Annotated in this window: 21 protein-coding genes; 13 read left to right on the top strand and 8 right to left on the bottom strand. The window is 66.3% G+C overall.

Features of this window, described 5'->3' with window-relative positions:
* Nucleotides 1–62: 62 nt before the first annotated feature.
* Nucleotides 63–2,294, bottom strand: coding sequence for a heavy metal translocating P-type ATPase (locus PJW05_RS21405; protein ID WP_271408958.1), 2,232 nt, complete (start codon nt 2,292–2,294; stop codon nt 63–65).
* Between the two features lie 75 nt (nt 2,295–2,369).
* On the opposite strand from PJW05_RS21405, the gene cadR reads away from it, so the two are divergent.
* On the top strand, nt 2,370–2,837 hold the full coding sequence (gene cadR / locus PJW05_RS21400) for a Cd(II)/Pb(II)-responsive transcriptional regulator (RefSeq protein WP_271408957.1): 468 nt from the start codon (nt 2,370–2,372) through the stop codon (nt 2,835–2,837).
* Here the strand turns inward: cadR and PJW05_RS21395 are convergent.
* Nucleotides 2,834–3,172: a pilin assembly protein gene (locus PJW05_RS21395; protein ID WP_271408956.1), complete on the bottom strand. Its 339-nt coding sequence runs from the start codon at nt 3,170–3,172 to the stop codon at nt 2,834–2,836. The genes cadR and PJW05_RS21395 overlap by 4 nt on opposite strands.
* A gap of 203 nt (nt 3,173–3,375) precedes the next feature.
* On the opposite strand from PJW05_RS21395, the gene ppc reads away from it, so the two are divergent.
* The 7 genes from ppc to PJW05_RS21360 all read left to right on the top strand — a co-directional run bounded on the left by ppc (nt 3,376) and on the right by PJW05_RS21360 (nt 10,605).
* Nucleotides 3,376–6,012, top strand: coding sequence for a phosphoenolpyruvate carboxylase (gene ppc / locus PJW05_RS21390; protein WP_271408955.1), 2,637 nt, complete (start codon nt 3,376–3,378; stop codon nt 6,010–6,012).
* A gap of 162 nt (nt 6,013–6,174) precedes the next feature.
* Nucleotides 6,175–6,822 carry an adenylate kinase gene (gene adk / locus PJW05_RS21385; protein WP_271408954.1) on the top strand — a complete coding sequence of 216 codons (648 nt, stop codon included), beginning with the start codon at nt 6,175–6,177 and terminating at the stop codon, nt 6,820–6,822.
* Nucleotides 6,823–6,907: 85 nt separating this feature from the next.
* Nucleotides 6,908–7,588, top strand: a complete 681-nt coding sequence (gene tsaB / locus PJW05_RS21380; protein WP_271408953.1) for a tRNA (adenosine(37)-N6)-threonylcarbamoyltransferase complex dimerization subunit type 1 TsaB — start codon at nt 6,908–6,910, stop codon at nt 7,586–7,588.
* Between the two features lie 104 nt (nt 7,589–7,692).
* Complete coding sequence (locus PJW05_RS21375; RefSeq protein WP_271408952.1) at nt 7,693–8,040, top strand: hypothetical protein; 348 nt, start codon at nt 7,693–7,695, stop codon at nt 8,038–8,040.
* Nucleotides 8,040–8,894, top strand: a complete 855-nt coding sequence (locus PJW05_RS21370) for a DUF72 domain-containing protein (protein ID WP_271408951.1) — start codon at nt 8,040–8,042, stop codon at nt 8,892–8,894. The genes PJW05_RS21375 and PJW05_RS21370 overlap by 1 nt, the downstream gene beginning before the upstream one ends.
* Before the next feature lie 46 nt (nt 8,895–8,940).
* Nucleotides 8,941–9,768 (top strand): isocitrate lyase/PEP mutase family protein, encoded by an 828-nt coding sequence (locus PJW05_RS21365; RefSeq protein ID WP_271408950.1) that lies wholly within the window; start codon nt 8,941–8,943, stop codon nt 9,766–9,768.
* Nucleotides 9,769–9,831: 63 nt separating this feature from the next.
* Complete coding sequence (locus PJW05_RS21360) at nt 9,832–10,605, top strand: class I SAM-dependent methyltransferase (RefSeq protein ID WP_271408949.1); 774 nt, start codon at nt 9,832–9,834, stop codon at nt 10,603–10,605.
* A 24-nt stretch (nt 10,606–10,629) separates the two neighbouring features.
* Here the strand turns inward: PJW05_RS21360 and PJW05_RS21355 are convergent, their stop codons facing one another.
* Nucleotides 10,630–11,265: a TetR/AcrR family transcriptional regulator gene (locus PJW05_RS21355; RefSeq protein ID WP_271408948.1), complete on the bottom strand. Its 636-nt coding sequence runs from the start codon at nt 11,263–11,265 to the stop codon at nt 10,630–10,632.
* Between the two features lie 92 nt (nt 11,266–11,357).
* Here PJW05_RS21355 and PJW05_RS21350 point away from each other — a divergent pair, with 92 nt between their 5' ends.
* The 3 genes from PJW05_RS21350 to PJW05_RS21340 all read left to right on the top strand — a co-directional run bounded on the left by PJW05_RS21350 (nt 11,358) and on the right by PJW05_RS21340 (nt 16,893).
* Nucleotides 11,358–12,461 carry an efflux RND transporter periplasmic adaptor subunit gene (locus tag PJW05_RS21350; protein ID WP_271408947.1) on the top strand — a complete coding sequence of 368 codons (1,104 nt, stop codon included), beginning with the start codon at nt 11,358–11,360 and terminating at the stop codon, nt 12,459–12,461.
* Between the two features lie 6 nt (nt 12,462–12,467).
* Nucleotides 12,468–15,584 carry an efflux RND transporter permease subunit gene (locus tag PJW05_RS21345; RefSeq protein ID WP_271408946.1) on the top strand — a complete coding sequence of 1,039 codons (3,117 nt, stop codon included), beginning with the start codon at nt 12,468–12,470 and terminating at the stop codon, nt 15,582–15,584.
* A 151-nt stretch (nt 15,585–15,735) separates the two neighbouring features.
* On the top strand, nt 15,736–16,893 hold the full coding sequence (locus tag PJW05_RS21340) for an aromatic ring-hydroxylating oxygenase subunit alpha (protein WP_271408945.1): 1,158 nt from the start codon (nt 15,736–15,738) through the stop codon (nt 16,891–16,893).
* Nucleotides 16,894–17,093: 200 nt separating this feature from the next.
* Here PJW05_RS21340 and PJW05_RS21335 read toward each other — a convergent pair whose 3' ends face one another.
* From PJW05_RS21335 to plsB, 5 genes are all read right to left on the bottom strand, one after another.
* Entirely contained in the window at nt 17,094–17,771 is a 678-nt protein-coding gene (locus tag PJW05_RS21335) for a DUF4197 domain-containing protein (RefSeq protein ID WP_271408944.1), read from the bottom strand.
* A gap of 43 nt (nt 17,772–17,814) precedes the next feature.
* Nucleotides 17,815–18,213, bottom strand: coding sequence for a YbaY family lipoprotein (locus PJW05_RS21330; protein ID WP_271408943.1), 399 nt, complete (start codon nt 18,211–18,213; stop codon nt 17,815–17,817).
* A 120-nt stretch (nt 18,214–18,333) separates the two neighbouring features.
* Nucleotides 18,334–19,647: a hypothetical protein gene (locus tag PJW05_RS21325; protein WP_271408942.1), complete on the bottom strand. Its 1,314-nt coding sequence runs from the start codon at nt 19,645–19,647 to the stop codon at nt 18,334–18,336.
* The gene (locus PJW05_RS21320; protein ID WP_271408941.1) at nt 19,644–19,910 is read right to left on the bottom strand and encodes a hypothetical protein; all 267 of its coding nucleotides are present in this window, start codon (nt 19,908–19,910) and stop codon (nt 19,644–19,646) included. Before PJW05_RS21320 ends, PJW05_RS21325 begins: the two co-directional genes overlap by 4 nt.
* Nucleotides 19,911–20,076: 166 nt before the next feature.
* On the bottom strand, nt 20,077–22,575 hold the full coding sequence (plsB, locus tag PJW05_RS21315) for a glycerol-3-phosphate 1-O-acyltransferase PlsB (protein ID WP_271408940.1): 2,499 nt from the start codon (nt 22,573–22,575) through the stop codon (nt 20,077–20,079).
* A gap of 232 nt (nt 22,576–22,807) precedes the next feature.
* On the opposite strand from plsB, the gene PJW05_RS21310 reads away from it, so the two are divergent.
* On the top strand, nt 22,808–23,731 hold the full coding sequence (locus PJW05_RS21310) for an ABC transporter ATP-binding protein (RefSeq protein WP_271408939.1): 924 nt from the start codon (nt 22,808–22,810) through the stop codon (nt 23,729–23,731).
* Complete coding sequence (locus PJW05_RS21305; protein ID WP_271408938.1) at nt 23,728–24,462, top strand: ABC transporter permease subunit; 735 nt, start codon at nt 23,728–23,730, stop codon at nt 24,460–24,462. The genes PJW05_RS21310 and PJW05_RS21305 overlap by 4 nt, the downstream gene beginning before the upstream one ends.

Here is a 24,462-nt window from a genome sequence, read left to right as displayed (position 1 = left end):
GCGCAGCGAAACCCAACGATGGGGCTGACGCCGAGGCGTTGGGCTTCGTGCCCCAGCCCAACCTACACAGCTGAACCCGGCCCGGACGCGGATAACCCCCTCTCCCTTTGGGAGAGGGGTGAAAGCAACCGCAACCCGTTGAACACCACCAGCAGGCTCGCGCCCATATCGGCGAACACCGCCATCCACAGGGTGCCTTCGCCCATCAATGTCAGGGCCAGGAACACCGCCTTGATGCCCAGCGCCAGGCTGATGTTCTGCATCAGCACCCCGTGGGTACGGCGGGACAGGCGGATGAACTGCGGCAGCTTGCGCAGGTCGTCGTCCATCAGTGCTACGCCGGCGGTTTCGATGGCGGTGTCGGTACCGGCGGCGCCCATGGCGAAACCGATGTCGGCGCGGGCCAGGGCGGGGGCGTCGTTGATGCCGTCGCCCACCATGCCCACCGCTCTGCCTCCGGCCTGGCGCCGGCCGATTTCCGCCAGCTTGTCTTCCGGCAGCAGGTTGCCGCGCGCGTCGTCCATGCCCACCTGGCTGGCGATGGCCTGCACGGTGTGCGGGTTGTCGCCGGAGAGCATCAGGGTCTTCACGCCCAGCTCGTGGAGCTGGCGGATGGCCTCGCGGCTGCTGTCACGCACGGTGTCGGCCACCGCGAACAGCGCCAGCACGGCGGTTTCGCCGCACAAGGCGACCACCGTCTTGCCCTGGGCTTCCAAGGCGTCCAGGCGCGCCTCGAGTTCCTCCGAGCAGAGGCCGAGCTCCTCCACCAGTCGGTGATTGCCCAGGTGGTAGGTGCGGCCCTCGATCTGCCCGGTGACGCCTCGGCCGGGCAGGGCGGCCAGCTCGTCCACCGCGTAGAGGGCGATGCCCGCGGCCTCGGCGGCACGGGCCACGGCCTGGGACACCGGGTGATCCGAACGGGCGGCCAGGCTGGCGGCCAGGGCACGGGTATCGCGGCCGTCTTCCCGCAGCACCTCGACATCGGTCTGACGTGGACGGCCCTCGGTCAGGGTGCCGGTCTTGTCCAGGGCCACCCAGGCCAACTTGCGGCCCAGTTCGAGGAAGACGCCGCCCTTGATCAGGATGCCGCCGCGCGCCGCCGCCGCCAGGCCGCTGACGATGGTCACCGGGGTGGAGATGACCAGCGCACAGGGGCAGGCGATCACCAGCAGCACCAGGGCGCGGTACAGCCAGTCCAGCCAGACGCCGTCGAAGAACAGGGGAGGCAGCAGCGCGGTGAGCACGGCGATGAGGATCACCACTGGCGTATAGATGCGCGAGAAACGGTCGACGAAGCGCTGGGTCGGTGCCCGTGAGCCTTGGGCGGCCTCCACGGCGTGGATGATGCGCGACAGGGTGCTGTCGTCGGCGGCGCGCGTGGCGCGGTATTCCAGTTCGCCTTCACCGTTGATGGTGCCGGCAAACAGGGGGTCGCCCTGGTCCTTCTCCACCGGCAGACTTTCGCCGGTGATGGGCGCCTGGTTGACGCTGGAGCGGCCGCCCAGCACTTCGCCGTCAAGGGCAATACGCTCGCCGGGCCGTACCCGCAAGCGTGCGCCGGGCTGAATTTCCCTGGCCGGCCGCTCACGCCATTGTCCCGCCTCGAACACCGTTGCCAGTTCGGGGGCCAGTTGCAGCAGGCCGCGAATGGCATCCCGCGCCCGCTCCAGGCTGCGTGCTTCGATCAGTTCGGCGATGGCGAACAGCACGCTGACCATGGCCGCTTCCGGCCACTGGCCGATCAGCAGGGCACCGGTGACGGCGATGCTCATCAATGCGTTGATGTTCAGGTTGCGGTTCTTCAGGGCGATCCAGCCCTTCTTGTAGGTGGGCAGGCCGGCACCGAGAATGGCGAGAATCGCCAGGCCGGCGATGACCCACTCCGGTGCCAGGCCGAACCATTCGCAGGCTTCCGCGGCCAGGGCGGCGAGTCCCCCCAGGGCCAGCGGCCACCAGGGCTTCTTCATCTCGGCCGGTGCGGCGGCGGGGGCGCCTTCTGCCAGGGGGACGGCCTGCATGCCCAGACTCGCGATCAGGCGTTGCAGCGGTTCCACATCCTCGAAACGGTGGCGCACCCGCAGCAGGCGCTGCATCAGGTTGAACTCCAGCTCCTCGATGGCCGGGACCTTGGCCAAGGCATCGCGGATCAGGCGTTCTTCGGTGGGGCAGTCCATGGCGTCGATGCGCAGGCTGCTCCAGCGCGCCTCGGCAGTGGCAGTGGCGGCGACGGCAGCCAGTTCCGGGCTGGCGGAGCGGGGGGCATGGTCATGGTCGTGGCAGCAATGGTGGCTCATGGGTCAATTCCTGTTTGACGCTTCGCGAGCCATTGCACACCCTGTAGTAACTACAGAGTCAAGCGGAGACGGATCATGAAGATCGGCGAACTGGCCACCCTCACCGGCTGCCCGGTGGAAACCATCCGTTACTACGAACGCGAGGGCCTGCTGCCGGAACCATCCCGCAGCGCGGGCAATTATCGGCAGTACGACACCGCCCATGTGGAGCGCTTGTCCTTCATCCGTCACTGCCGTTCGCTGGATATGACCCAGGAGGAAATCCGTGCCCTGCTGGCCCTGCGCGATCGTCCCGAGGCCGACTGCGGCACCGCCAATCGGCTGATCGAGGAGCACCTGCACCACGTGGAAGTGCGCATTGCCGAACTGCAGTCGCTGCGCGCCCAGCTCCAGGACCTGCGGGCACGCTGCAGCGGGGAGGGCGCCAGCGAAGCCTGCGGCATCCTCCGCGAACTGGAGCAGCCGGGACCACCGCCGGTGACCAGCGAGGACTGCGCGCATGCCGGGCACTTGCATGTGCCCGGTGTGCACAGACGCGGTTAGTGGCTGGTGCCGTCGCGTTGCAGACGTTGCAGGTAGCGGCGTGAAAGCGCCAGGAAACGTGGCGTCGGCCCGATGTCTTCGTAGAGCGGGTCGCCCTGCTCATCGGTGGCGACCACCTGGCTTCCCTTGACGTAGGGGAAGCTGGCTTCCAGTTCTTCCAGGGCGGCGCCGACCAGTTCGCCGATCAACTCCTCGACGCTGCGCTTGGGGTACATCTCGGACAACGCGGCGAGCCGCGCCGCGGACTCCAGGTCCAGGTGGACGTTGTACTCGCTGCGGGTCAGGCGACCCTTGGCGTTCTGCTCCCAATGGTGGGCCAGTTCTCGGATCTTCATAGACACCTCATCCTTTTCCCACATGGTGGTGGGTGGCTGCGAAGCACCGGACGATCTCTGCCGCCCGGGAGTCGTCATTCGTGATGGCGGCTATTGTTCAGACTAGCTTGCGGGCGCATTCGGATACGCCGTTCGTCGCGCCCTTGTAACTGCATGGCGCTATCGGCAATCTGGAAGTCGAATCCAGCGACGGAGGAAGGGCAATGGCCGAAATCGACGCGCGCCTGCGCGAGGATGTCCACCTGCTTGGCGAGCTGCTCGGTGACACCATTCGTGCCCAGTTGGGCGAGGTCTTTCTCGACAAGATCGAGCGCATCCGCAAGGGGGCCAAGGCCGCCCGCAAGGGCTCGGCCCAGGGTGAGCGCCAGCTCAACGACACCCTCGACGGCCTGACCGAAGACGAACTGCTGCCAGTGGCGCGGGCCTTCAACCAGTTCCTCAACCTGGCCAATATCGCCGAGCAGTACCACCGTATCCGCCGGCGCGCGGCGGACGAGCCGTCTCCCTTCGAGGATCGCGTGCTTGGTGAACTGCTGCAGCGCCTGCGTGCCGCCGGCCACGCTCCGGAACAACTGGCCCGCCAACTGGGCCGGCTGGATATCGAGCTGGTGCTGACCGCCCACCCCACCGAAGTCGCTCGCCGCACCCTGATCCAGAAGTATGACGCCATGGCCGCCCAGTTGGCCGCCCAGGACCATGCCGATCTCAGCGAGGCGGAGCGCGAGCGAGTGCGCCTGCGTTTGCGGCGCCTGATCGCGGAGGCTTGGCACACCGAGGAGATCCGCCGCAGCCGGCCGACGCCGCTGGACGAGGCGAAGTGGGGGTTCGCGGTGATCGAGCATTCCCTCTGGCATGCCCTGCCCAATGTGCTGCGCCACGTCGACCAGGTGCTGCACGCCGCCACCGGCCTGCGTCTGCCGCTGACTGCCGCGCCGTTGCGCTTCGCCTCCTGGATGGGCGGCGACCGCGACGGCAACCCCAATGTCACCGCCAGCGTGAGCCGCCAGGTGCTGCTGCTGGCGCGCTGGATGGCCGCCGATCTCTATCTGCGCGATGTCGACCACCTGGCCGCCGAGCTGTCCATGCAGCAGGCCAGCGACGAATTGCGCGTGCGCGTGGGGGTGCATCCCGAACCTTACCGGGCGGTGCTCAAACAGTTGCGCGAACGCCTGCGCGCGACCCGCGCCTGGGCCGAGGCGGCCTTGGAGGGCGAGCTGCCGCCGGGGCCGGAGGTGCTGCACGAGAACAGTCAACTGCTGGAGCCCCTGGAGCTCTGCTACCACTCGCTGCATGCCTGCGGCATGGGTGTGATTGCCGACGGCATGTTGCTCGACTGCCTGCGCCGTGCGGCCAGCTTCGGCCTGTTCCTGGTGCGCCTGGATATCCGCCAGGACGCCGGTCGCCACGCCGCCGCGCTGGGGGAAATCACCGATTACCTGGGCCTCGGCAACTACGCCGAGTGGGACGAGGATGACCGCCTGGCCTTTCTTCAGCGCGAGTTGGACAACCGACGCCCGCTGCTGCCTCCGCACCACCGGCCATCGGCCGATACCGCCGAAGTGCTTGCCACCTGCCGGGTGGTGGCCAACGCGCCGGCCGCGTCCCTCGGCTCCTACGTGATCTCCATGGCCGGTGCGCCCTCGGACGTGCTGGCGGTGCAACTGCTGTTGAAGGAAGCCGGGTTGCAACGTCCGATCCGCGTGGTGCCACTCTTTGAAACCCTGGCCGACCTGGACAACGCCGGGCCAGCCATCGACCGCCTGCTCGGCCTGCCTGGCTATCGCGCACGGCTGCATGGTCCCCAGGAAGTGATGATCGGCTACTCCGACTCGGCCAAGGACGCCGGTACCGTAGCCGCCGCCTGGGCCCAGTACCGTGCCCAGGAACGGCTGGTGGAGGTGTGCCGCGAGCACCAGGTGGAGTTGCTACTGTTCCATGGCCGCGGTGGCACCGTGGGGCGGGGCGGCGGCCCGGCCCATGCCGCCATCCTGTCGCAACCGCCGGGCTCGGTGGCGGGACGCTTCCGCACCACCGAGCAGGGCGAGATGATCCGCTTCAAGTTCGGACTGCCCGGCATCGCCGAGCAGAACCTCAACACTTACCTGGCGGCGGTACTGGAAGCCACCTTGCTGCCGCCGCCGGAGCCCGAGCCGGCCTGGCGCGCCGCCATGGACCATCTGGCCGCCGATGGTGTGGCGGCCTACCGCGCGGTGGTGCGCGAACATCCGCAGTTCGTCGACTATTTCCGCCAGGCCACCCCGGAACAGGAACTCGGCCGCCTGCCCCTGGGCAGTCGTCCGGCCAAGCGGCGTGCCGGTGGGGTGGAGAGTCTGCGGGCGATTCCCTGGATCTTCGCCTGGACGCAGACTCGCCTGATGCTGCCGGCCTGGCTGGGCTGGGAAACGGCCCTGGAGAATGCCCGGCAACGGGGGGACATCGAGCTGCTGGCGCGAATGCGCGAGCGCTGGCCATTCTTCGCGACGCGTATCGACATGCTGGAGATGGTCCTGGCCAAGGCTGACGCCAACATCGCGGCTCTCTACGACGAGCGGCTGGTGCCGGAGGAACTGAAGCCCCTGGGTGCGCAGTTGCGCGACCTATTGTCGCAGGCCGGCACTTCGGTGCTGGCTCTGACCGGTCAGTCGAGGCTTCTGGCGCAGAGTCCGGTGACCCGCGAAGCCATCAGCGTGCGCAATACCTACCTGGACCCGCTGCACCTGCTCCAGACCGAGCTCCTGGCCCGTTCCAGGCGCTGTGAGCAACATGTCGAAGGCCCGCTGGAACAGGCGCTTCTGGTTACCGTGGCGGGGATCGCGGCGGGGTTGCGCAACACCGGTTGAAGCGGATTTGGCCCCTACCTCCGGCGTCTTGTGCGCTATAGGGGTGCTGTGTATCTTGAACGTCCTTTTGGCCCGACAGCGACGCCGAAAATCCTATTCCGAGATTGGCCCCATGAGGCGAATCCGACCGATCTGAAAATAAAATCTTTGAGGAGCACATCGATGCGCGTGATTCTGCTGGGGGCCCCTGGTGCCGGCAAAGGTACTCAAGCCGGCTTCATCACCAAGAAATTCGGCATTCCGCAAATTTCCACCGGTGACATGCTGCGTGCAGCGGTCAAGGCCGGCACCGAGCTTGGCCTGCAGGCCAAGAGCGTGATGGATGCCGGTGGCCTGGTCTCCGACGACCTGATCATCAACCTGGTCAAGGAACGCATCGCCCAGCCCGATTGCGCCAATGGTTTCCTCTTCGACGGTTTCCCGCGCACCATTCCCCAGGCCGAGGCCATGAAGGAAGCCGGTGTGAACATCGACCACGTGGTCGAGATCGCCGTGGACGACGAGGAAATCGTCAGTCGCATCGCCGGCCGCCGCGTTCACCCGGCTTCCGGCCGCGTCTACCACACCGAGCACAATCCGCCGAAGGTTGCCGGCAAGGACGACGAGACCGGCGAAGACCTGATCCAGCGTGACGACGACAAGGAAGAGACCGTGCGCAAGCGCCTGGCCGTCTACCACTCGCAGACCAAGCCGCTGGTGGACTTCTACCAGAAGCTTTCCGCCGCCGAAGGCACCCCGAAGTACAGCGCCATCGCCGGCGTGGGTTCGGTGGAAGAGATCACCGGCAAGGTACTGGCCGCCCTCAGCTGAGACGTTGCCCGTATCTGACCAACGGCCCGCTTGCGGGCCGTTGGCGTTTATAATGCCCGCCTTTTTTCCGCGTCTGGACCTGTCGATGACCACACTGCTGGCCCTGGATACCGCCACCGAAGCCTGCTCCGTCGCCTTGCTGCACGACGGCAAGGTGCTCAGCCACTATGAGGTGATTCCGCGCCTGCATGCCCAGCGGCTGCTGCCGATGATCCAGACCCTGCTGGGCGAGGCAGGCCTGCCGCTGGCTGCGGTGGACGCCATCGCCTTCGGTCGTGGCCCCGGTGCCTTCACCGGCGTACGCATTGCCATAGGCGTGGTCCAGGGCCTGGCGTTCGCGCTGGACCGGCCGGTCCTGCCGGTATCCGATCTGGCGGTGTTGGCCCAGCGTGCCCACCGCGAACAGGGCGTCGACCAGGTGGCCGCCGCTATCGATGCGCGCATGGACGAGGTCTATTGGGGATGCTACCGCCTGGATGCCGGCGAAATGCGTCTGGCCGGCGTGGAAGCGGTTCTGCCCCCGGAGCAGGCCCTGCTGCCGCGCGACGCCGGCGGCGACTGGTATGGCGCGGGCACTGGCTGGGGCACCTTCGCGTCGCGCATTCCGGTGCCCGTCAGTGGTCAGTCGCCGGGTCTGCTGCCCCACGCGGAAGACCTCCTGGCCCTGGCGCGTTTCGCCTGGGCACGGGGCGAAGGTCTGCCCGCGGACCAGGCGCAACCGGTGTACCTGCGCGACAACGTCGCCACGCCCAAGGCGCCGCAGTAGAATGGCGGCAATTGGTTCGTCGTCCCCGATTGCCAAGCCAGGGCGGGGCGGCTAGAGTCCAGCGGCAGTCATTTCGAAACGCCAGTACGGCTGAGCAGTAACCGATGCGCATCGACGGCTTCACGTCTTCCTTTCCGCTGGAACGCAGCCCTCGCCAGGGCGGCGCGGTTACACCGTTCCGCGAGATCCAGCGTGAGCAGGAAGCCCGTCGCGAGCAACCCGCCACCCCATCCTCGACCCAGGGCTACGAGCAGGCTCCCCAGCCCCGTCGCGTCCAGGCGAGCAACAACGCGGGGGAGAACCTGCCGGTGCGTCCCCAGGATCTGAACCAGCAGCAACAGCGTTACACCAGTGCCCGCGCTGCCCAGGCCATCGCCAGTTACAGCACCACCGCCAGCTTCGCCGCCGATTACGACGCCCCCGAAGTCCTCGGCCTCGACCTCTACGCCTGATGTTGCCCTATCACCTGGGCTGCCCGTCCTGGAACGAGCCGGCCTGGCGCGGCAGCTTTTATCCCGCCGACCTGCGTCCCGCCGACACCCTGGGCCACTACTGCCAGGTGTTCAACGCGGTGGAAGGCAACACCACCTTCTACGCGCGGCCTTCCGCCGAAACCCTGCGGCGCTGGGCACAGACCATGCCGGAGAGGTTCCGTTTCTGCGCCAAGGTGCCCCGCGATGTCAGCCATGAAGGCGACCTGCGCGACCAGATCGTCGCCACCGAGGCCTTCCTCCACTTGCTGGAACCCCTTGGACCGCGCCTGTCGCCGCTCTGGCTGCAACTGCCGGCGGCCTTCGGGCAGAACCGGTTGGGTGAGCTGGCTTGCTGGCTGGACGCATTCAGCCACCAGAGCATCGCGGTGGAAGTGCGCAACCCGGCCTTTTTCGACAAGGGCGACGCCGAGCGAGCCCTCAACCGTCTGCTGCACGAGCGCGGTGTGGAGCGCATCTGCCTGGACTCGCGGGCGTTGTTCAGTGTCCGCTCCCAGGACCCAGCCGTGCTCCACGCGCAATCGAAGAAGCCACGGGTGCCGGTGCGGCCGGCAGCCTTCAGCACCAGTCCGCAGGTGCGTTTCATCGGCGGACCGGACCTGGATGCCAACCAGCCTTTCCTCGATCCCTGGCTGGACAAGGTGGCCGGCTGGATCGAACAGGGTCTGACGCCCAACGTGTTCCTGCACACCCCGGACAACCACCTGGCCGCCGCCCAGGCGCTGCGGTTCCACGCCAGCCTGCGTGAGCGCCTTCCGGGATTGCCGGCCCTGGAGCTGTCGCAACCGCCGGCCGAACAGCTCGGCCTCCTCTGATCCCTGGGCTAGGCTATCGGCTCCATCCCGAATTCCGGAGCCTGCCATGTCCAGCCAAGCCCAACGCGGCCAGGCATTCGCCGCCCTGCATCGCGCCCCTGGCCTGTTCGTCCTGCCCAATCCCTGGGATGCCGGTTCGGCGAAGATGCTCGCGCACCTCGGCTTCGCTGCATTGGCGACGACCAGTGCCGGCCTGGCCTTCGCCCTCGGGCGACGCGATGCCGAAGGCAACGTCAACCGCGAGGAGGCCCTGGCCAATGCCCGCGCCATCGTGGAAGCGACGCCGCTGCCGGTGGCCGCCGACCTGGAGAACGGCTACGGCGACCGCCCCGAGGACTGCGCGGCGACCATCCACGCGGCCGCCGCCGTCGGCCTGGTCGGCGGCTCCATCGAAGATGCCAGCGGTCGCGCCGAGGACCCCATCTATCCCCTGGACCTGGCAGTGGAGCGCATCCACGCTGCCGTGGAGGCGGCCCGCAGCCTCGGCTTTCCCTTCACTTTGGCGGCCCGGGCAGAGAACTTCCTGCATGGCCGTGCCGATCTCGATGACACCTTGCGCCGCCTGGTGGCCTATGCGGAGGCGGGCGCCGATGTGCTCTACGCGCCGGGCCTCACCAGTCGCCAACAGGTTCACGACGTGGTGCGCGCCGTGGCGCCGCGGCCGGTGAACGTGCTGGTGGGCTCGCCCAGCCTGAAACTCGGCCTGGAGGAACTGGCCGAACTCGGGGTCAAGCGCGTCAGCGTCGGCTCCAACCTGGCGCGGGTGGCCTACGGCGCCTTCTTCCACGCGGCGGACGAACTGCGCCAGGGCAATCTGATGGCCATGGGGCAGGCGATGCCCTTCGATCGCATCAACGACCTGTTCGGCGCCTGACAGCGAACTGGCGGCGCGGCTCTGGCAGAATGCGCGGGTTTTTCAGGTCAGGCGTGGACGTCCATGAGTGAAGATTCTGTCAGGGTGAGGGCCGAGTCCCTCGAACCGGCCTATGCCGAAGCCTTGGAGGCCTGGGCCGCGCGGCTGGGGTTGCTGCGTGAGGGCGAGGCGGATTTCGCCTTGCAGTTGGGTGGTGAGGGTTTGCAACTGCTGCAGCTCGGGCCTGACTCGCCCGGCCCCGTGCGGGTGGACTTCGTCGAAGGTGCGGCGGCACACCGGCGCAAGTTCGGCGGCGGCAGCGGACAGATGATCGCCAAGGCGGTGGGTGTGCAGCCCGGTATTCGCCCGAAGGTCCTGGATGCCACCGCGGGTCTGGGGCGTGACGCGTTCGTGCTGGCCACCCTGGGGTGCGAGATGACCCTGATCGAGCGCCAGCCGCTGATCGCCGCGCTGCTGGAAGATGGCCTGGTCCGCGCCGGCCGGGAACCGGAGACCGCCGCAATCGCCGCGCACATGCGGCTGCTGCAGGGCAACGCCATCGAGCTGATGCGCAACTGGCAGGGGGAGGTCCCCCAGGTGATTTACCTCGATCCGATGTTCCCGCACCGCGACAAGAGCGCCCTGGTGAAGAAGGAGATGCGCCTGTTCCGCCCCCTGGTGGGCGATGACCAGGACGCCCCGGCATTGCTGGAGGCCGCCCTGGCCCTGGCTAGTCACCGGGTGGTGGTGAAGCGGCCGCGCAAGGCGCCGATCATCGAAGGCGCCAAACCGGGCTATGCGCTGGAAGGGAAATCCAGCCGGTATGACATCTATCCGAAGAAGAAGCTGGGGACCTGATCGGTCCCCGGCCCGGTCCTTACGTCAGGGCGCATAGGCCCGGATGAACAGCTCCACCACTTCCCGCACGTGCCGCTCGGCCTCTTCTCCTTCCAGGGCGGCTTCGCAGCCGATCAGCAGGCGGAAATTGTGCCCGCCCTTGATCAGGCAGAAGAAGTGATCGGCGGCATTCAGCGGCTGCTCGATATGCAGCTTGCCGGCCTCATGGGCATGGCGCAGCAGTCCGGTCATTTCCTGCAGGATCTGCAGCGGCCCCGCCTCGTAGAACATTCGCGCGAGCTTCGGGTCCTGGTTGGCCATGGCCACCATGACCCGATGCAGTTCCAGGGACTCGCGGCTGTTGATCAACTGCTGGAAGCTGCGGCCGATGTTCAGCAGCACGCTTTCGATGCTGGCGTCCGCCGGCAACTCGAACAGCAGCTCCGGTAACTGCTCTTCGCACTTGGCCTTTACCGCCGCTGAGAACAGCGTCTCCTTGTCGGTGAAGTGGCTGTACACGGTCAGTTTGGACACGCCGGCCTCGGCGGCGATGGCATCCATGCTGCTGCCGTCGTAGCCGTTTCTCAGGAACAGGTTCTTCGCCGCTTCGAGAATTGCCTTTCTCTTCGCGGGATCTTTCGGCCGGCCTGGGCCGCTGGTCGGAAATGAATTGTCAGACATTTCTTTCTAAATACTGGACTGGTGAGTTTGCTATTTTTACTATACCCAGCAGTATAAATATTCCAGCCGCTCTTCGCGAAAGGTCATTCATCATGTTCCGCCATGCCTTGCCCCTCGCTCTGTCGCTTTCTCTCCCTCTCCTGATCACGGCCTGCGGCAAGGGTGAACCCGTGCAGCAACTGGTGCGCCCGGCCATGGTGGTGCAGCCGGAACCCGCGGCGGATGCGGTGGATACCTTCCCGGGCGAAGTGCGGGCGCGCTATGAGCCAGAGTTGGCTTTCCGCATCGGCGGCAAGGTGGCCAAGCGTCTGGTGGAAGTGGGTGAACGCGTGAAGAGGAACCAGCCCCTGGCGGAACTGGACCCGCAGGACGTGCGCCTGCAATTGGAGTCTGCCCGCGCCCAGGTGGCCGCCGCCGAGGCCAATCTCAAGCTGGTGCGCGCCGAGCGCGACCGCTACCGCACCCTGCTGGACCGGCAAATGATCAGCCGTTCCCAGTACGACAACGTGGAAAACACCTACCGCGCCGGCGAGGCGCGGGTGAAGCAGATCAAGGCCGAATTCAACGTCGCCAGCAACCAGGCTGCCTACACCGTGCTGCGTGCGTCCCAGGACGGGGTGATCGCCAGCCGCCGTGCGGAAGTAGGGCAGGTGGTGGCCGCCGGCCAGACCGTCTTCACCCTGGCCGCCGACGGCGAGCGCGAAGTGCTGATCAGCTTGCCGGAACATGCCATCGACCGCTTCAAGGTAGGCCAGGAGGTGGCTGTGGAACTCTGGTCACAACTCGGCCGGCGTTTCCCGGCGCGCATTCGCGAACTGGCGCCGGCCGCCGATTCGCAATCGCGCACCTTTGCCGCGCGGGTTGCCTTCTCCGACGGCAAGGTACCGGCGGAGCTGGGCCAGAGCGCCCGCGTATTCATCCGCAGCAATGGTGTGGTGCCGCTGTCCGTGCCGCTGTCGGCGCTGACCGCCGAGGCCGGCCAGCCTTATGTCTGGGTGGTCGACCCCAAGGATTCCACGCTGGAGCGTCGTCTGGTTCGCGTCGGGCCCTATGGTGAGGATCGCGTGCCGGTGCTCGAGGGTCTCGAGCCCGACGACTGGGTGGTCGCCGCCGGCGTGCAGGTGCTGCGCGAAGGCCAGCAGGTGCGGCCGGTGGACCGCGCGAATCGCTCGGTGAAGATGCTGGCCAAGGAGTAAGGCGCCGTGAATTTCAACCTTTCCGCCTGGGCGCTGCAGAATCGCCAGATCGTCCTCTACATCATGCTGCTGCTGGGCATCGTCGGGGCCATTTCCTACACCAAGCTGGGGCAGAGCGAAGACCCGCCCTTCACCTTCAAGGCCATGGTGGTGCGCACCAACTGGCCAGGCGCCAGCGCCGAGGAAGTCTCCCGCCAGGTCACCGAACGCATCGAAAAGAAGCTGATGGAGACCGGCGAGTACGACAGGATCGTTTCCTTCTCTCGCCCCGGCGAGTCCCAGGTGACCTTCATCGCCCGCGACTCCATGCATTCCAACGAGATTCCCGAACTCTGGTACCAGGTTCGCAAGAAGATCAGCGATATCCGCCATACCCTGCCGCCGGGTATCCAGGGGCCCTTCTTCAACGACGAGTTCGGCACCACCTTCGGCAATATCTATGCGCTGACCGGCGAGGGCTTCGACTACGCCGTGCTCAAGGATTACGCCGACCGCATCCAGCTGCAGCTGCAGCGGGTCAAGGATGTGGGCAAGGTGGAGCTGCTTGGCCTGCAGGACGAGAAGATCTGGATCGAACTGTCCAACACCAAGCTGGCCACCCTGGGGCTGCCGCTGGCCGCCGTGCAGCAGGCTCTGGAAGAACAGAATGCGGTCGCCGCCGCCGGATTCTTCGAGACCCCCAGTGATCGCGTGCAACTGCGTGTGTCCGGCCGTTTCGACTCAGTGCGGGAAATCCGCGACTTCCCCATCCGCGTGGGCGACCGCACCTTCCGCATCGGGGATGTGGCCGAGGTCCGTCGAGGCTTCAACGACCCGCCGGCACCACGCATGCGCTTCATGGGCGAGGACGCCATCGGTCTTGCCGTCTCGATGAAGGCCGGCGGCGATATCCTGGTGCTCGGCCAGGCGCTGGAGACCGAGTTTGCCCGCCTGCAGCAGAACCTGCCGGCCGGCATGCAGTTGCGCAAGGTTTCGGACCAGCCTGCGGCGGTGAAGACCGGGGTCGGGGAGTTCGTCCGCGTGCTCACCGAAGCGCTGATCATCGTACTGCTGGTGAGCTTCTTCTCTCTGGGGCTGCGCACTGGCCTGGTGGTGGCGCTCTCCATTCCGCTGGTGCTGGCGATGACCTTCGCCACGATGTATTACCTCGGCATCGGCCTGCACAAGATTTCCCTGGGCGCGCTGGTACTGGCACTGGGTCTGCTGGTGGACGATGCGATCATCGCGGTGGAGATGATGGCCATCAAGATGGAGCAGGGCTACGACCGGCTCAAGGCGGCCAGCTACGCCTGGAGCAGCACCGCCTTCCCGATGCTGACCGGCACCCTGATCACCGCCGCCGGCTTCCTGCCCATCGCCACCGCGCAGTCCGGCACCGGCGAATACACCCGTTCGATCTTTCAGGTGGTCACTATCGCCCTGGTGGTGTCCTGGATAGCCGCGGTGATGTTCGTGCCCTACCTCGGCGACCGCCTCCTGCCGGACCTGGCCAAGCTCCATGCGAAGAAGCACGGAGGCAGCGACAAGGGCCATGATCCCTACTCGACGCCGTTCTACCAGCGCTTTCGCCGCGTGGTGGAGTGGTGCGTGCGGCGCCGCAAGACGGTGATCCTGCTGACTCTGGCGGCGTTCGTCGCCTCCATCGCGCTGTTCCGCTTCGTGCCCCAGCAGTTCTTCCCGGCCTCCGGTCGCCTGGAACTGATGGTGGACCTCAAGCTCAACGAGGGCGCCTCCCTGGCCAATACCGAGTCCGAGGTCAAGCGCCTGGAGCAGTTGCTCCGCGATCATCCGGGGGTGGATAACTACGTTGCCTACGTAGGCAACGGTTCGCCGCGCTTCTACCTGCCGCTGGACCAGCAGTTGCCGGCGGCGAGCTTCGCCCAGTTCGTGGTGCTGGCCAGATCCATCGAGGAGCGGGAGCAGATCCGCAGCTGGCTGATCCAGACCCTGAACGATGAATTTCCGACCCTGCGCAGCCGCATCTCACGCCTGGAGAACGGGCCGCCGGTGGGCTACCCGGTGCAGTTCCGTGTCTCCGGCGAGCACATCGACGAAGTGCGCGCCCTGGCCCGCCAGGTGGCCGACAAGGTGCGCGAGAACCCCCATGTGGTGAACGTGCACCTGGACTGGGAAGAACCGAGCAAGGTGGTGCGGCTGAATATCGACCAGGACCGTGCCCGCGCCATGGGTGTGAGCACCGCCGACTTGTCGCGCTTCCTACAGAGTTCGCTGACCGGGGCGCCGGTGAGCCAGTACCGCGAAGACAACGAGCTGATCGAGATTCTCCTGCGCGGCACCGTGCGCGAGCGCCAGGAACTGGCCTTGCTGCCGAGCCTGGCGGTGCCTACCGACAATGGCCGAAGCGTGCCGCTGTCGCAGATCGCCACCCTGGAGTACGGCTTCGAGGAAGGCATCATCTGGCACCGCAATCGCCTGCCCACCGTGACGGTGCGTGCCGATATCTACGACAAGTCCCTGCCGGCCAGCCTGGTCAAGGACATCTCGCCGACCCTCGACTCGATCCGCGCCGAGCTGCCGGATGGCTACCTGCTGGAAGTGGGCGGCACCGTGGAAGATTCCGCCCGCGGGCAGAAGTCGGTGAACGCCGGCATGCCGTTGTTCGTCGTCGTGGTGCTGACCCTGCTGATGCTGCAGCTGAAGAGCTTCTCGCGCTCGGCCATGGTGTTCATCACCGCGCCCCTGGGCCTGATCGGCGTAACCCTGTTCCTGCTGGTGTTCCGCCAGCCCTTCGGCTTCGTCGCCATGCTCGGCACCATCGCCCTGGCGGGGATGATCATGCGCAACTCGGTGATCCTCGTGGACCAGATCGAACAGGACATCGCCCAGGGACTGGACCGCTGGCATGCCATCATCGAAGCCACGGTGCGGCGCTTCCGGCCCATCGTGCTCACTGCCCTGGCGGCGGTGCTGGCGATGATCCCGTTGTCGCGCAGCGTGTTCTTCGGCCCCATGGCCGTGGCCATCATGGGCGGCCTGATCGTCGCCACGGCCCTGACCCTGCTGTTCCTGCCGGCGCTCTATGCGGCCTGGTTCAGGGTCAAGCCGGTGGAGGCCCGGCAGGTCCAGCCGGCGCTGACGCCGGACGCCCAGCCCAGCCACTGACGAAAGAGGCCCCTTCGGGGGCCTTTTTCATGGCCGATCCGGCCGTTTCCGCCAATCACTAAGCCACTTCCAGCAGGGCCCTTGGCGCCGTCCGCCGCCAGACGGAGACTGGCTGCACGCATCACCGCCCGACGGAAAAGAAGAGGTGACCATGCAGCACGCGACCCAGGTGGAACTGCTCAAGAGAACCTTGTCCCTGGTGGAGCAGGGCCTGTCCGAATGTGTTGAGTCGCCTTCGGCCCTGCCGGTGGAGGCCTACCTCGACGAACAGCGCTATCGCCGTGAGCGGGATGAAGTGCTGCGCCGCGAGCCGCTGCTGGTGGCCCGCTCCAGCGAGGTCGCGGTGGGTCACTTCATTACCCGCGACCTGCTGGCGCCCCTGTTGCTGACCCGCGACGAGCAAGGCCGGTTGCGGGGTTTCCTGAACGTCTGCAAGCACCGTGGCACCCAGCTGGTGGGCGATGCCGCCGGGCGCAACCGGGTTTTCGTCTGCCCCTATCACGCCTGGGCCTATAACCCGGACGGCCAGTTGCGGGGCATCCCCCATGGCTATGGTTTCGAAGGCGTCGACCGGGCCTGCCTGAATCTCACCGAAGTGCCGGTGGCCGAGCGATTCGGCGCCATCTGGGCGCGCCACTCGCCGGGACCGGCGTTGGACATGGACGCCTTCTTCGGCGAACAGATTCTCGCCGACTTCGACAGCTTCGCCCTGGATGATCACGTGCTATTCGATCCCCAGGACATCCGTCGGCCGGTGAACTGGAAGTTGACCATCGACACCTTCCTGGAGAACTACCACGTCGCCAAGGCCCACCAGGCCACCATCGACCACCTGTTCTGGCCCAACCTGGGGCTGTTCGAGCGCTTCGGCCGGCATATCCGCAACTACTACGTGAAACGCAACTTGCGGGAGGTCCTCGACCAGCCGGAATGCGACTGGAACCTGCGGTGCCACGGTAACCTGCTGTATTTCCTCTGGCCCAACACCCTGGTGCTGGTGGAGCCGGACCATATCGACTTCTCCACCGTATTCCCCGATGGTCCGCTGGCCACCCGCGTGCTCGGCCATACGCTGCTGCCCGAAGCCCCGGTCACCGAGAAGGCGCAGCGCTACTTCGAGAAGAACAACGCGATTCTCTATGCAGCCCTGGAGGAGGACTTCGCCATGGCCGCGCGGGTGCAGGCGGGCATCCGGGCTGGTGCCAGCGACCGGCTCTGGCATGGGCGCTTCGAGCAGGCGTTGAGGTGGTTCCACCAGGGGCTGGATGAGGCGCTGGGGGATAGGCGGGTGGAGGTTGTGGCGAGGTGAAGGTACGCCAGCGGGCTAATCCGATGCCGGGCTCGAGTGCCCCTGGCGTACGCAAAAAAGTTCGGCATCAAGCCCAATGCCGTTCATTTGAACGCTTGTCACCCCTCTCCCACGTGTGGGAGAGGGGCTGGGGGAGAGGGAACCAAAAGCTTATCTGACTGGCATTAGGCATCATGCCGGGCTCTTCATGCCGAGCGACCTCAGAGCGCCCCGAACACCTTCTTTGCCAGGCTGGTGGCTGCTCCTGCCGGATTCTGGCGGATGCTGGCTTCCTGCTCGGCAATCACCTTGAACAGACCGTCCAGCGCTTCTTCGGTCACATAGCTCTCGACGTTGGCGCTCTTGGCGTCCACTACGCCGAAGCTCGCCGCCTGACCAGCGAAGCTGTTGTATTGCTGCGCCAGGCCGACCTTGTCGGTGGCTTGCTTGACGATGGGCAGGAACCTCGCGCGCAACTGCTCGCGGCTGGTCTTGTTCAGGTACTGGGTCGCGGCATCGTCCGGGCCGCTGAGGATGCCCTTGGCGTCCTGCACGGTCATCTTCTTCACCGCATCCAGCAGCAATGCCTGGGCCTGGGGCACGGCGGCCTCGGCGGCCTTGTTCATGGCCGCTTCGAGCTGATCCACCTGGGCGCCCATGCCCATCATCTTCATGGTCTTGGCGGCCTTGCCGAGCTTGCCCGGCAGTTCGATACGGACTTCGGGGTCATTGGAAAAACCGCCCGGCTTGCCCAACTGCTGCACGGCGACCTTGGCGCCCTGGATCAGGGCATCCTTGAGGCCGCCGCTGGCGTCCTGCTGGGTCAGGTCGGTGAGGGACAGGGCGTAGGCGCCGGCGGACAGGGCGAGGCCGGCGCAGAGGGTGGCGAAACGGATCATGGCTGCATCCTTGTGGCTATCGGCATGGCGGTCGAACCGACTCTCAGCGGACCGGGTCGACCTTGACGCGCAGGGGCTGCGGGTCGGAGCCGTCGAGTTTAACCGAGTGCTGCTCGGCGCTGATGAACATCAGCTTGCCGTCCAGTTCGATGCGCGCACTTACCGCGTAGCGGTGATTCGGTTGGATTCGGGCGGGGTCGTAATCGAGCCGGAAGGCCAGGGGCACCTGGCCCTTGACCGGCCCTTGCTGGCGGGCCAGCACCCGCGCCGGCGCATCGGCCACGGAAACATCCTGCAGACTGACACTGAGGACCGCGGTGGGCGGCAGGGCGATGCGCTGCAGATAGAAGACCTCGCCGTCCAGGCGGCGGGATTCGCTGGCGGGCTGGCCGGCGCAAGCCGCGAGCAGGCCGGTGGCGAGGATCAGGGGGAGTGCTTTCATCGGGACCTCGGGGCAGTGGGAGATGTTTGGACCCACTATAGAGGGTGGAATGCGATTAACCAGGGGAGATCGCGGCAGTCGAGCGGACATCGCCCCCTGTCCGGGGGCGATGGGGCGAGATCAGTGCGGGAGGTCGTCCAGAGCGGCGCTGGAGATGACGTTGAGGGTGTCGTTGAACTGCACCGTTTCGTTGAAGGCCTTGACCAGCGCGCGAAAGCGGTCCTTGGCGGCGACCAGTTGCTTGAAGTTTTCCGTCAGCTCATCGTTCCGGCGGTTCAGCGCAGCCTCGCGTTCGTCGAGGACATCGGCACGGCGCAGCAGGGTTTCCGCCAACTCGTCATTGCGCAGTTTTTCCTGGCGCAGGGTTTCCGCGAGTTTGATGGTGCTGCGATCACGCGCCTCGACGCTTTCCGCCAGGGCCTTGAGGGCGGCGCTGCGCTCGGCCAGGGCGCGGGCGCTGTCCTCGGCGCTGCGCTCAAGGTCGGAGCATTCGCGATTCAGGCGCGCTTCCAGCAGTCGGAGCTGCTCTTCCTTGTCGGCCAGCTGGCGTTCCTTCTCCTGCAACTGCGCCTTGCGCTTGTCCAGGCCGTCCTGCTGCCGGACTGCGTCCAGCCGCTGCTGGGTCAGTCCCTTGGCCATCTCGGCGAGTGAGTCGAGGGTGAACTGCACTTCCCCAAGCACGCTTTCGGCATCGCCGCCGAGGACGGCCGGAACAGCCGCCGCTTCTTCCTGGCTCTCGTCATCGGCCGGAGTCACCTCGGCCGCTGACGACGCGTCGCCCGCAACGGACTCCTGGCTGTGCTCAGCCTCTACTGGGGACGGCGCAGCGATCGATTCTTCGCCGCAGTGCGGAACGGTGGACGGCGCCGGTTGCTCCAGGCTGTCCCGACTCTCTGCGCTGGTAGCGTCGTTGCGCTCTTCGGGCTCCTGATCCAGGGGGGCAGGCTGGCCCTCTTCGGTCGGCGGGTGCAGTAACGCAAGCACCGGCATGGGCTCGTCATCGACCTGTTGCTTGTCCTGCTCCGGGTGTTGCTCCAGTTGAACGTCCGTGCCTGTGGCAACCTCCTCGACCGCTGCCGGGACTGGGGCGGCGTGTTCGCTGGGAAGGTCGCCCTGGCTGGCCTCCTCGTGCTGGGGCGGTGAGTCGACGGCAGTCGACTGGGCGGGCAGGCTGTAGTCCACGGCCAGGGTCAGGCTGCTGAGCAGTCGGGACGACGGGACCGGAACCGCTTCCTGGCATGCGGGTGACGGCGTGGTTGCGGGGAGCGGGACACCGGTGTTGTTGCTGTCGTGGGTGGCCAGCAGCCTGTTCAGCGACGCGCGGCTGAGCGAGAGGCTGCGATGCCCGCTGGTGGTAGCCGGTTGCCGGTCCTGGCCGGTGATGTCGCCGACGAGGTCGATGAAATGGAAGTCCAGCTCGTTCGTTCCGTTCACTGCTCGCCTCCTTTGGTGATCCGTTTCAGCACCTGAATCGCGCACTTCCATTCCTGGTCTGACTCCAGGCGTTCCAGCCGGTAGCCGCCGTCCTGCGGCACCGCGCTGGCGACGTACACCTTGGCGGTGCCCTGGCGGTCTTCCTCGTTGAGGGTGTATACGACGATGTTGCGGTCGATCCGGGGGACGGCAAAACTGCACAGGATGGCGGCGTTGGCCGTCTCCCGTGCGTCGTTCTCGACAGTGATGGTTTTCAGCAGCATGGGAGGGTCTTCCGTAATCTGGGCTGGTGATGCGCTCGGCTAGCCGAGGCAACGCAGCGCCGATGGTACGGAGGGGACCGGGGTAAGCCTGTCGGCAGCTCTCCGGCTGCGTTGTAGGAAGCGTCTTGAAAAAGGGAGGTCGGGCCCGAAGGCCCGGAGGGAGCGGTCAGTCGGATATCGGCGCAAGTTCCTCGCCGGTTTCACCCGGGCGGTCGAGGGCCACCTGGCGGATGGAAAGACGGATTTCCGCCGGCAGCACGCGCTTGGCAGCGCCTTCGGCCAGTTCGCCGAGCAGTTCATGGTGGCTCAGCTTTCCGGCTTCGTCGCGGCGCAGCACGCGCTGGTCCAGCAGGGTCTGGATGAAGTGACGGAACAGGCTCTTGTCGAAGAACTCCGGGGCGTTCAGGCCATGGAGGATCGACAGGCGCTGGGCCATGACGGTGCAGAGGTCTTCCAGTTCCTCGGCACTGAGCTGGTTCTGGCCGGCGTTCAGCAGCAGCGCAATGGCCATGTAGAAGCGCTGCAGGGTCTGCACGATGGCGCGGGCCAGCAGGGTCAGCAGGACGAACTGCCGCGAGCTGGGCGCCGGCCGCACGTAGACGTCGCCTTCCGTCTTGAGCAGGCCCTGTTCGACGAAGGCCGCCAGCCACTGATCCACCACCTCGTCCAGCTCGCTGGCGTCCCAGCGGATGAACAGTTCGGCCTGGAGGTAGGGGTAGAGCGCGCAGGTGTAGCGCAGGATCTGCTCGCGGCTCATGCGCGAGCTGCTCTGGAAAAAGCAGGCGAGCAGCGCCGGCAAGGCGAATACGTGGAGCACGTTATTGCGGTAATAGGTCATGAGGACGGCATTCTGCTCGTCCAGGTAGAGGATTTTGCCCAGGGCGTCCTTCTGCTCGGCCAGCAGGCCCATGCTCTGCACATAGGTGATCAGCGCCTGGCCGTCGCCCTCCGGCAAGGTGGCGTGGGGCGAATAGGGCACCGCGCGGAGCAGGGTCAGGTAAAGATCCAGGACGCGAGTCAGGGCGCGCTCGTCGAGGGCCAGGCGGCTGGTGGAGAGCAGCGCCAGGGCCACCAGGTTGACCGGGTTGATCGCCGCCGCCTCGTTGAGGTGGCGGGCAATGCGCACGGCCAACTGGTTGGTCGTGTCGTTGAGCCAGGCCGGGCGGTACTGCGGCCCCAGTTCCTGGGCGCGCCAGTCCGGCTGCTGCTGGTCGAGGAATTCCGCCAACTTGATCGGTTCGCCGAAGTTCACCGCCACCGAGCCGAAGCGCAGCTTCAGGGCGCCAATGACCTTGAACAGGTCGAAGATGGACTCCTTCTTCTTGCTTGCACCACGTAGTTCGCCCAGGTAGGTGCGGCCTTCCAGCACGCGCTCGTAGCCGATGTACACGGGCACGAAGACGATGGGCAGGCGGGAGGAACGGAGGAAGCTGCGCAGGGTGATGGCGAGCATGCCGGTCTTCGGATGCAGCATGCGCCCGGTGCGCGAGCGGCCGCCTTCGACGAAGTACTCCACCGGGAAGCCGCGGCTGAACAGGGTGTGCAGGTACTCGTTGAAGACCGCCGTATACAGCGGGTTGCCCTTGAAGGTGCGGCGCATGAAGAAGGCGCCGCCCCGACGCAGCAGACCGCCGATCACCGGCATGTTGAGGTTGATGCCGGCGGCGATGTGTGGCGGCGTCAGGCCGTTGCGGAACAACAGGTAGGACAGCAGCAGGTAGTCGATGTGGCTGCGGTGGCAGGGCACGTAGATGACCTCATGGCCATGCACCGTTTCCTGGACCTGCTCGATATGGTTGACCTTGATGCCCTCGTAGAGCTTGTTCCAGAACCAGGACAGCACCACTTCGAGGAAACGGATGGCGGTGTAGGCGAAGTCGGAGGCGATCTCGTTGCCGTACTTGAGCGCGCGGGCTTCGGCCGTGGCCGGGCTGACTTTCTCGCGTTCGGCCTCGTCGGCGATCGCCTGCCGCACCTGCGGACCGCGCACCAGGCCCTTCACCAGGTTGCGGCGATGGGACAGGTCGGGGCCGATGACCGCGGTCTTCTGGTTGCGGAAGTGCACCCGCAGGATGCGGTTGACCATGCGCAGGGTGCGTTCCGGCCCCTTGTCCTGCTCGATCAGTTCACGAAGATGGATGGGGGCGGAGAACTGTACGCGGGTCTTGCGGCCGAGGATGAGGATGCTCACCAGCTTGCGCAGACGACCGGTTACGGCCCAGCTGTCGGCGAACAGCAGCTTCCAGGGGCTGGTCTCGCGGTCCGGCGACTGGCCCCAGAACACCGTCACCGGGATGATCTGAGCATCGTCCACGGCGTGCTGGCCGATGGCGCCCAGAACCCGCACCAGGGTCGGCGATGCGCCGCGCTTGTCCTGGCCGCCGAACCAGCCGGGTTCGGGCGCCAGGTAGAAGAAGGCGGCCGGTTCCAGCAGGTCGCCCACCGCCACCGGCAGCACCGGGCGCGGCAGCCCGGCCTTGGTGCATTCCCGGTCCACGACCGCCAGGTCGCTGGCCGACGGCTGTTGCAGCACGTAGAGCACCGGCTTGCTGCGGTCGAGCTTCAGGGTGAAGGCGGACTGGTTGATGGTTTCCGAGCGTACCCAGAGGTAGAGCAGGCGGCGCAGGGTGCCAAAGGCAAGGCGACGGAAAGGGGAGCGGGTCATGACGGGGTAAGGCTGTGGAAACGAGCATTTGCTCGGGGCGGCTAGTTTGCCGGATTCCCTGGCAGGTCGCAAAAAGGCAGAGGCTGTCGCAATTGACCGAATTTTCCTGCAACTTTTCGCAGAAAGGGCTGCCTTGCAATGCCGCCGACGGACTCCTTATAGTCCGGCAGTTTTTTTACGGGGCCCCGGAGGCCGGCATGGCCAGGGGCATTTCCCACAGGGATTAAGGGCCATGATCGAGATAACGAACCTGACCAAGCGCTTTGCGCAGCATACCGCCGTGGATAACCTGTCCTTTCGCGTCGCACCCGGGGAGGTGCTGGGCTTTCTGGGCCCCAACGGCGCGGGCAAGTCCACCACCATGAAGATGCTCACCGGCTTCCTGGCGCCGACTTCCGGCACCGCGAGCATCTTCGGTTTCGATATTCAATCCCAGACCCTCAAGGCCCAGCGGCAGATCGGTTACCTGCCGGAAGGCGCCCCCTGTTACGGCGATATGACGGTGCGCGGGTTCCTCGAGTTCATCGCCGAGGTCCGCGGCTTCCGTGGCGCCGAGAAGAAAGAACGGGTGGCCCGCGCCGTGGGCCAGGTGGAACTGGAGAACGTGCTCGGCCAGTCCATCGAGACCCTCTCCAAGGGCTACAAGCGCCGCGTCGGCCTGGCCCAGGCGATCCTCCACGACCCCCGTGCGCTGATCCTCGACGAACCCACCGACGGCCTCGATCCGAACCAGAAGCACCAGGTTCGCCAACTGATCCAGAGCCTGGCCCAAGACAAGATCGTGATCATTTCCACCCACATCCTCGAAGAGGTCACGGCGGTTTGCAGCCGGGCGCTGGTGATCGCCTCCGGCAAGGTGGTGGCCGACGGCACGCCCTTCGAGCTGGAAAGCCGTTCACGCTACCACCAGGCCGTCACCCTGGTGGCCGAGGAACCACTGGACATGCTGGCCCTGGCGGTGTTGCCGGGCGTCGCCGGCATCGAGGAAAACGCCGTCCAGGGCAGCCTGACCATCCTCGCCAAGCCGGGCGAGGTGATTTTCCCGCAGGTGAACCAGTTGATTCACCAGCGGGGCTGGAAAGTGAGGGAGCTGGACGTGGAGCGCGGCCGCCTCGACGAAGTATTCCGCCGACTGACCCGGGGAGAAGCGGCATGACCCAGTTGCTGGTGATTTTCAAGCGCGAGCTGGCGAGCTACTTCGCCACCCCGCTGGCCTACGTGTTCATCGTGATCTTCCTGGTGCTGTCCGGGGTGTTCACCTTCTATCTGGGCGGCTTCTACGAAAGCGGCCAGGCGAGCCTGGCGCCCTTCTTCAACTTCCACCCCTGGCTCTACCTGTTCCTGGTGCCGGCCATCGCCATGCGCCTCTGGGCCGAGGAGCGCAAGTCCGGTTCCATCGAGCTGCTGATGACCTTGCCCATCACGCGCTTCGACGCGGTCACCGGCAAGTTCCTCGCCGCCTGGGCCTTCGCCGGGCTGGCGTTGCTGCTGACCTTTCCCATGGTGGTCACGGTCAATTACCTGGGCGAGCCGGACAACGGCGCCATCGTCACCGGCTACATCGGCAGTTGGCTGCTGGCCGGCGCCTTCCTCGCCATCGGCTCCTGCATGTCGGCGCTGGCGAAGAACCAGGTGATCGCCTTCATCCTCGCCGTCAGCGTGTGCTTCCTGTTCATCGTCAGCGGCTTCCCGCTGGTGCTGGACGCCTTCAGCGCCTGGGCGCCGCAGTGGTTGCTGGATGCCGTGGCCTCGCTGAGTTTTCTGACCCGTTTCGATGCCATCAGCAAGGGTGTGATCGACCTGCGTGATCTGCTCTATTTCGTCACCCTGATCGCCGCCTGGCTGGCCGCCACCGCCGTGGTGGTCGATCTGAAGAAGGCCGACTGA

Origin of the sequence: Pseudomonas sp. Q1-7 (genome assembly GCF_028010285.1) — a bacterium.
Lineage (GTDB): Bacteria > Pseudomonadota > Gammaproteobacteria > Pseudomonadales > Pseudomonadaceae > Metapseudomonas.
Note: the sequence above shows the minus strand (reverse complement) of the source record. Positions and strands in the feature narration are given on the sequence as shown.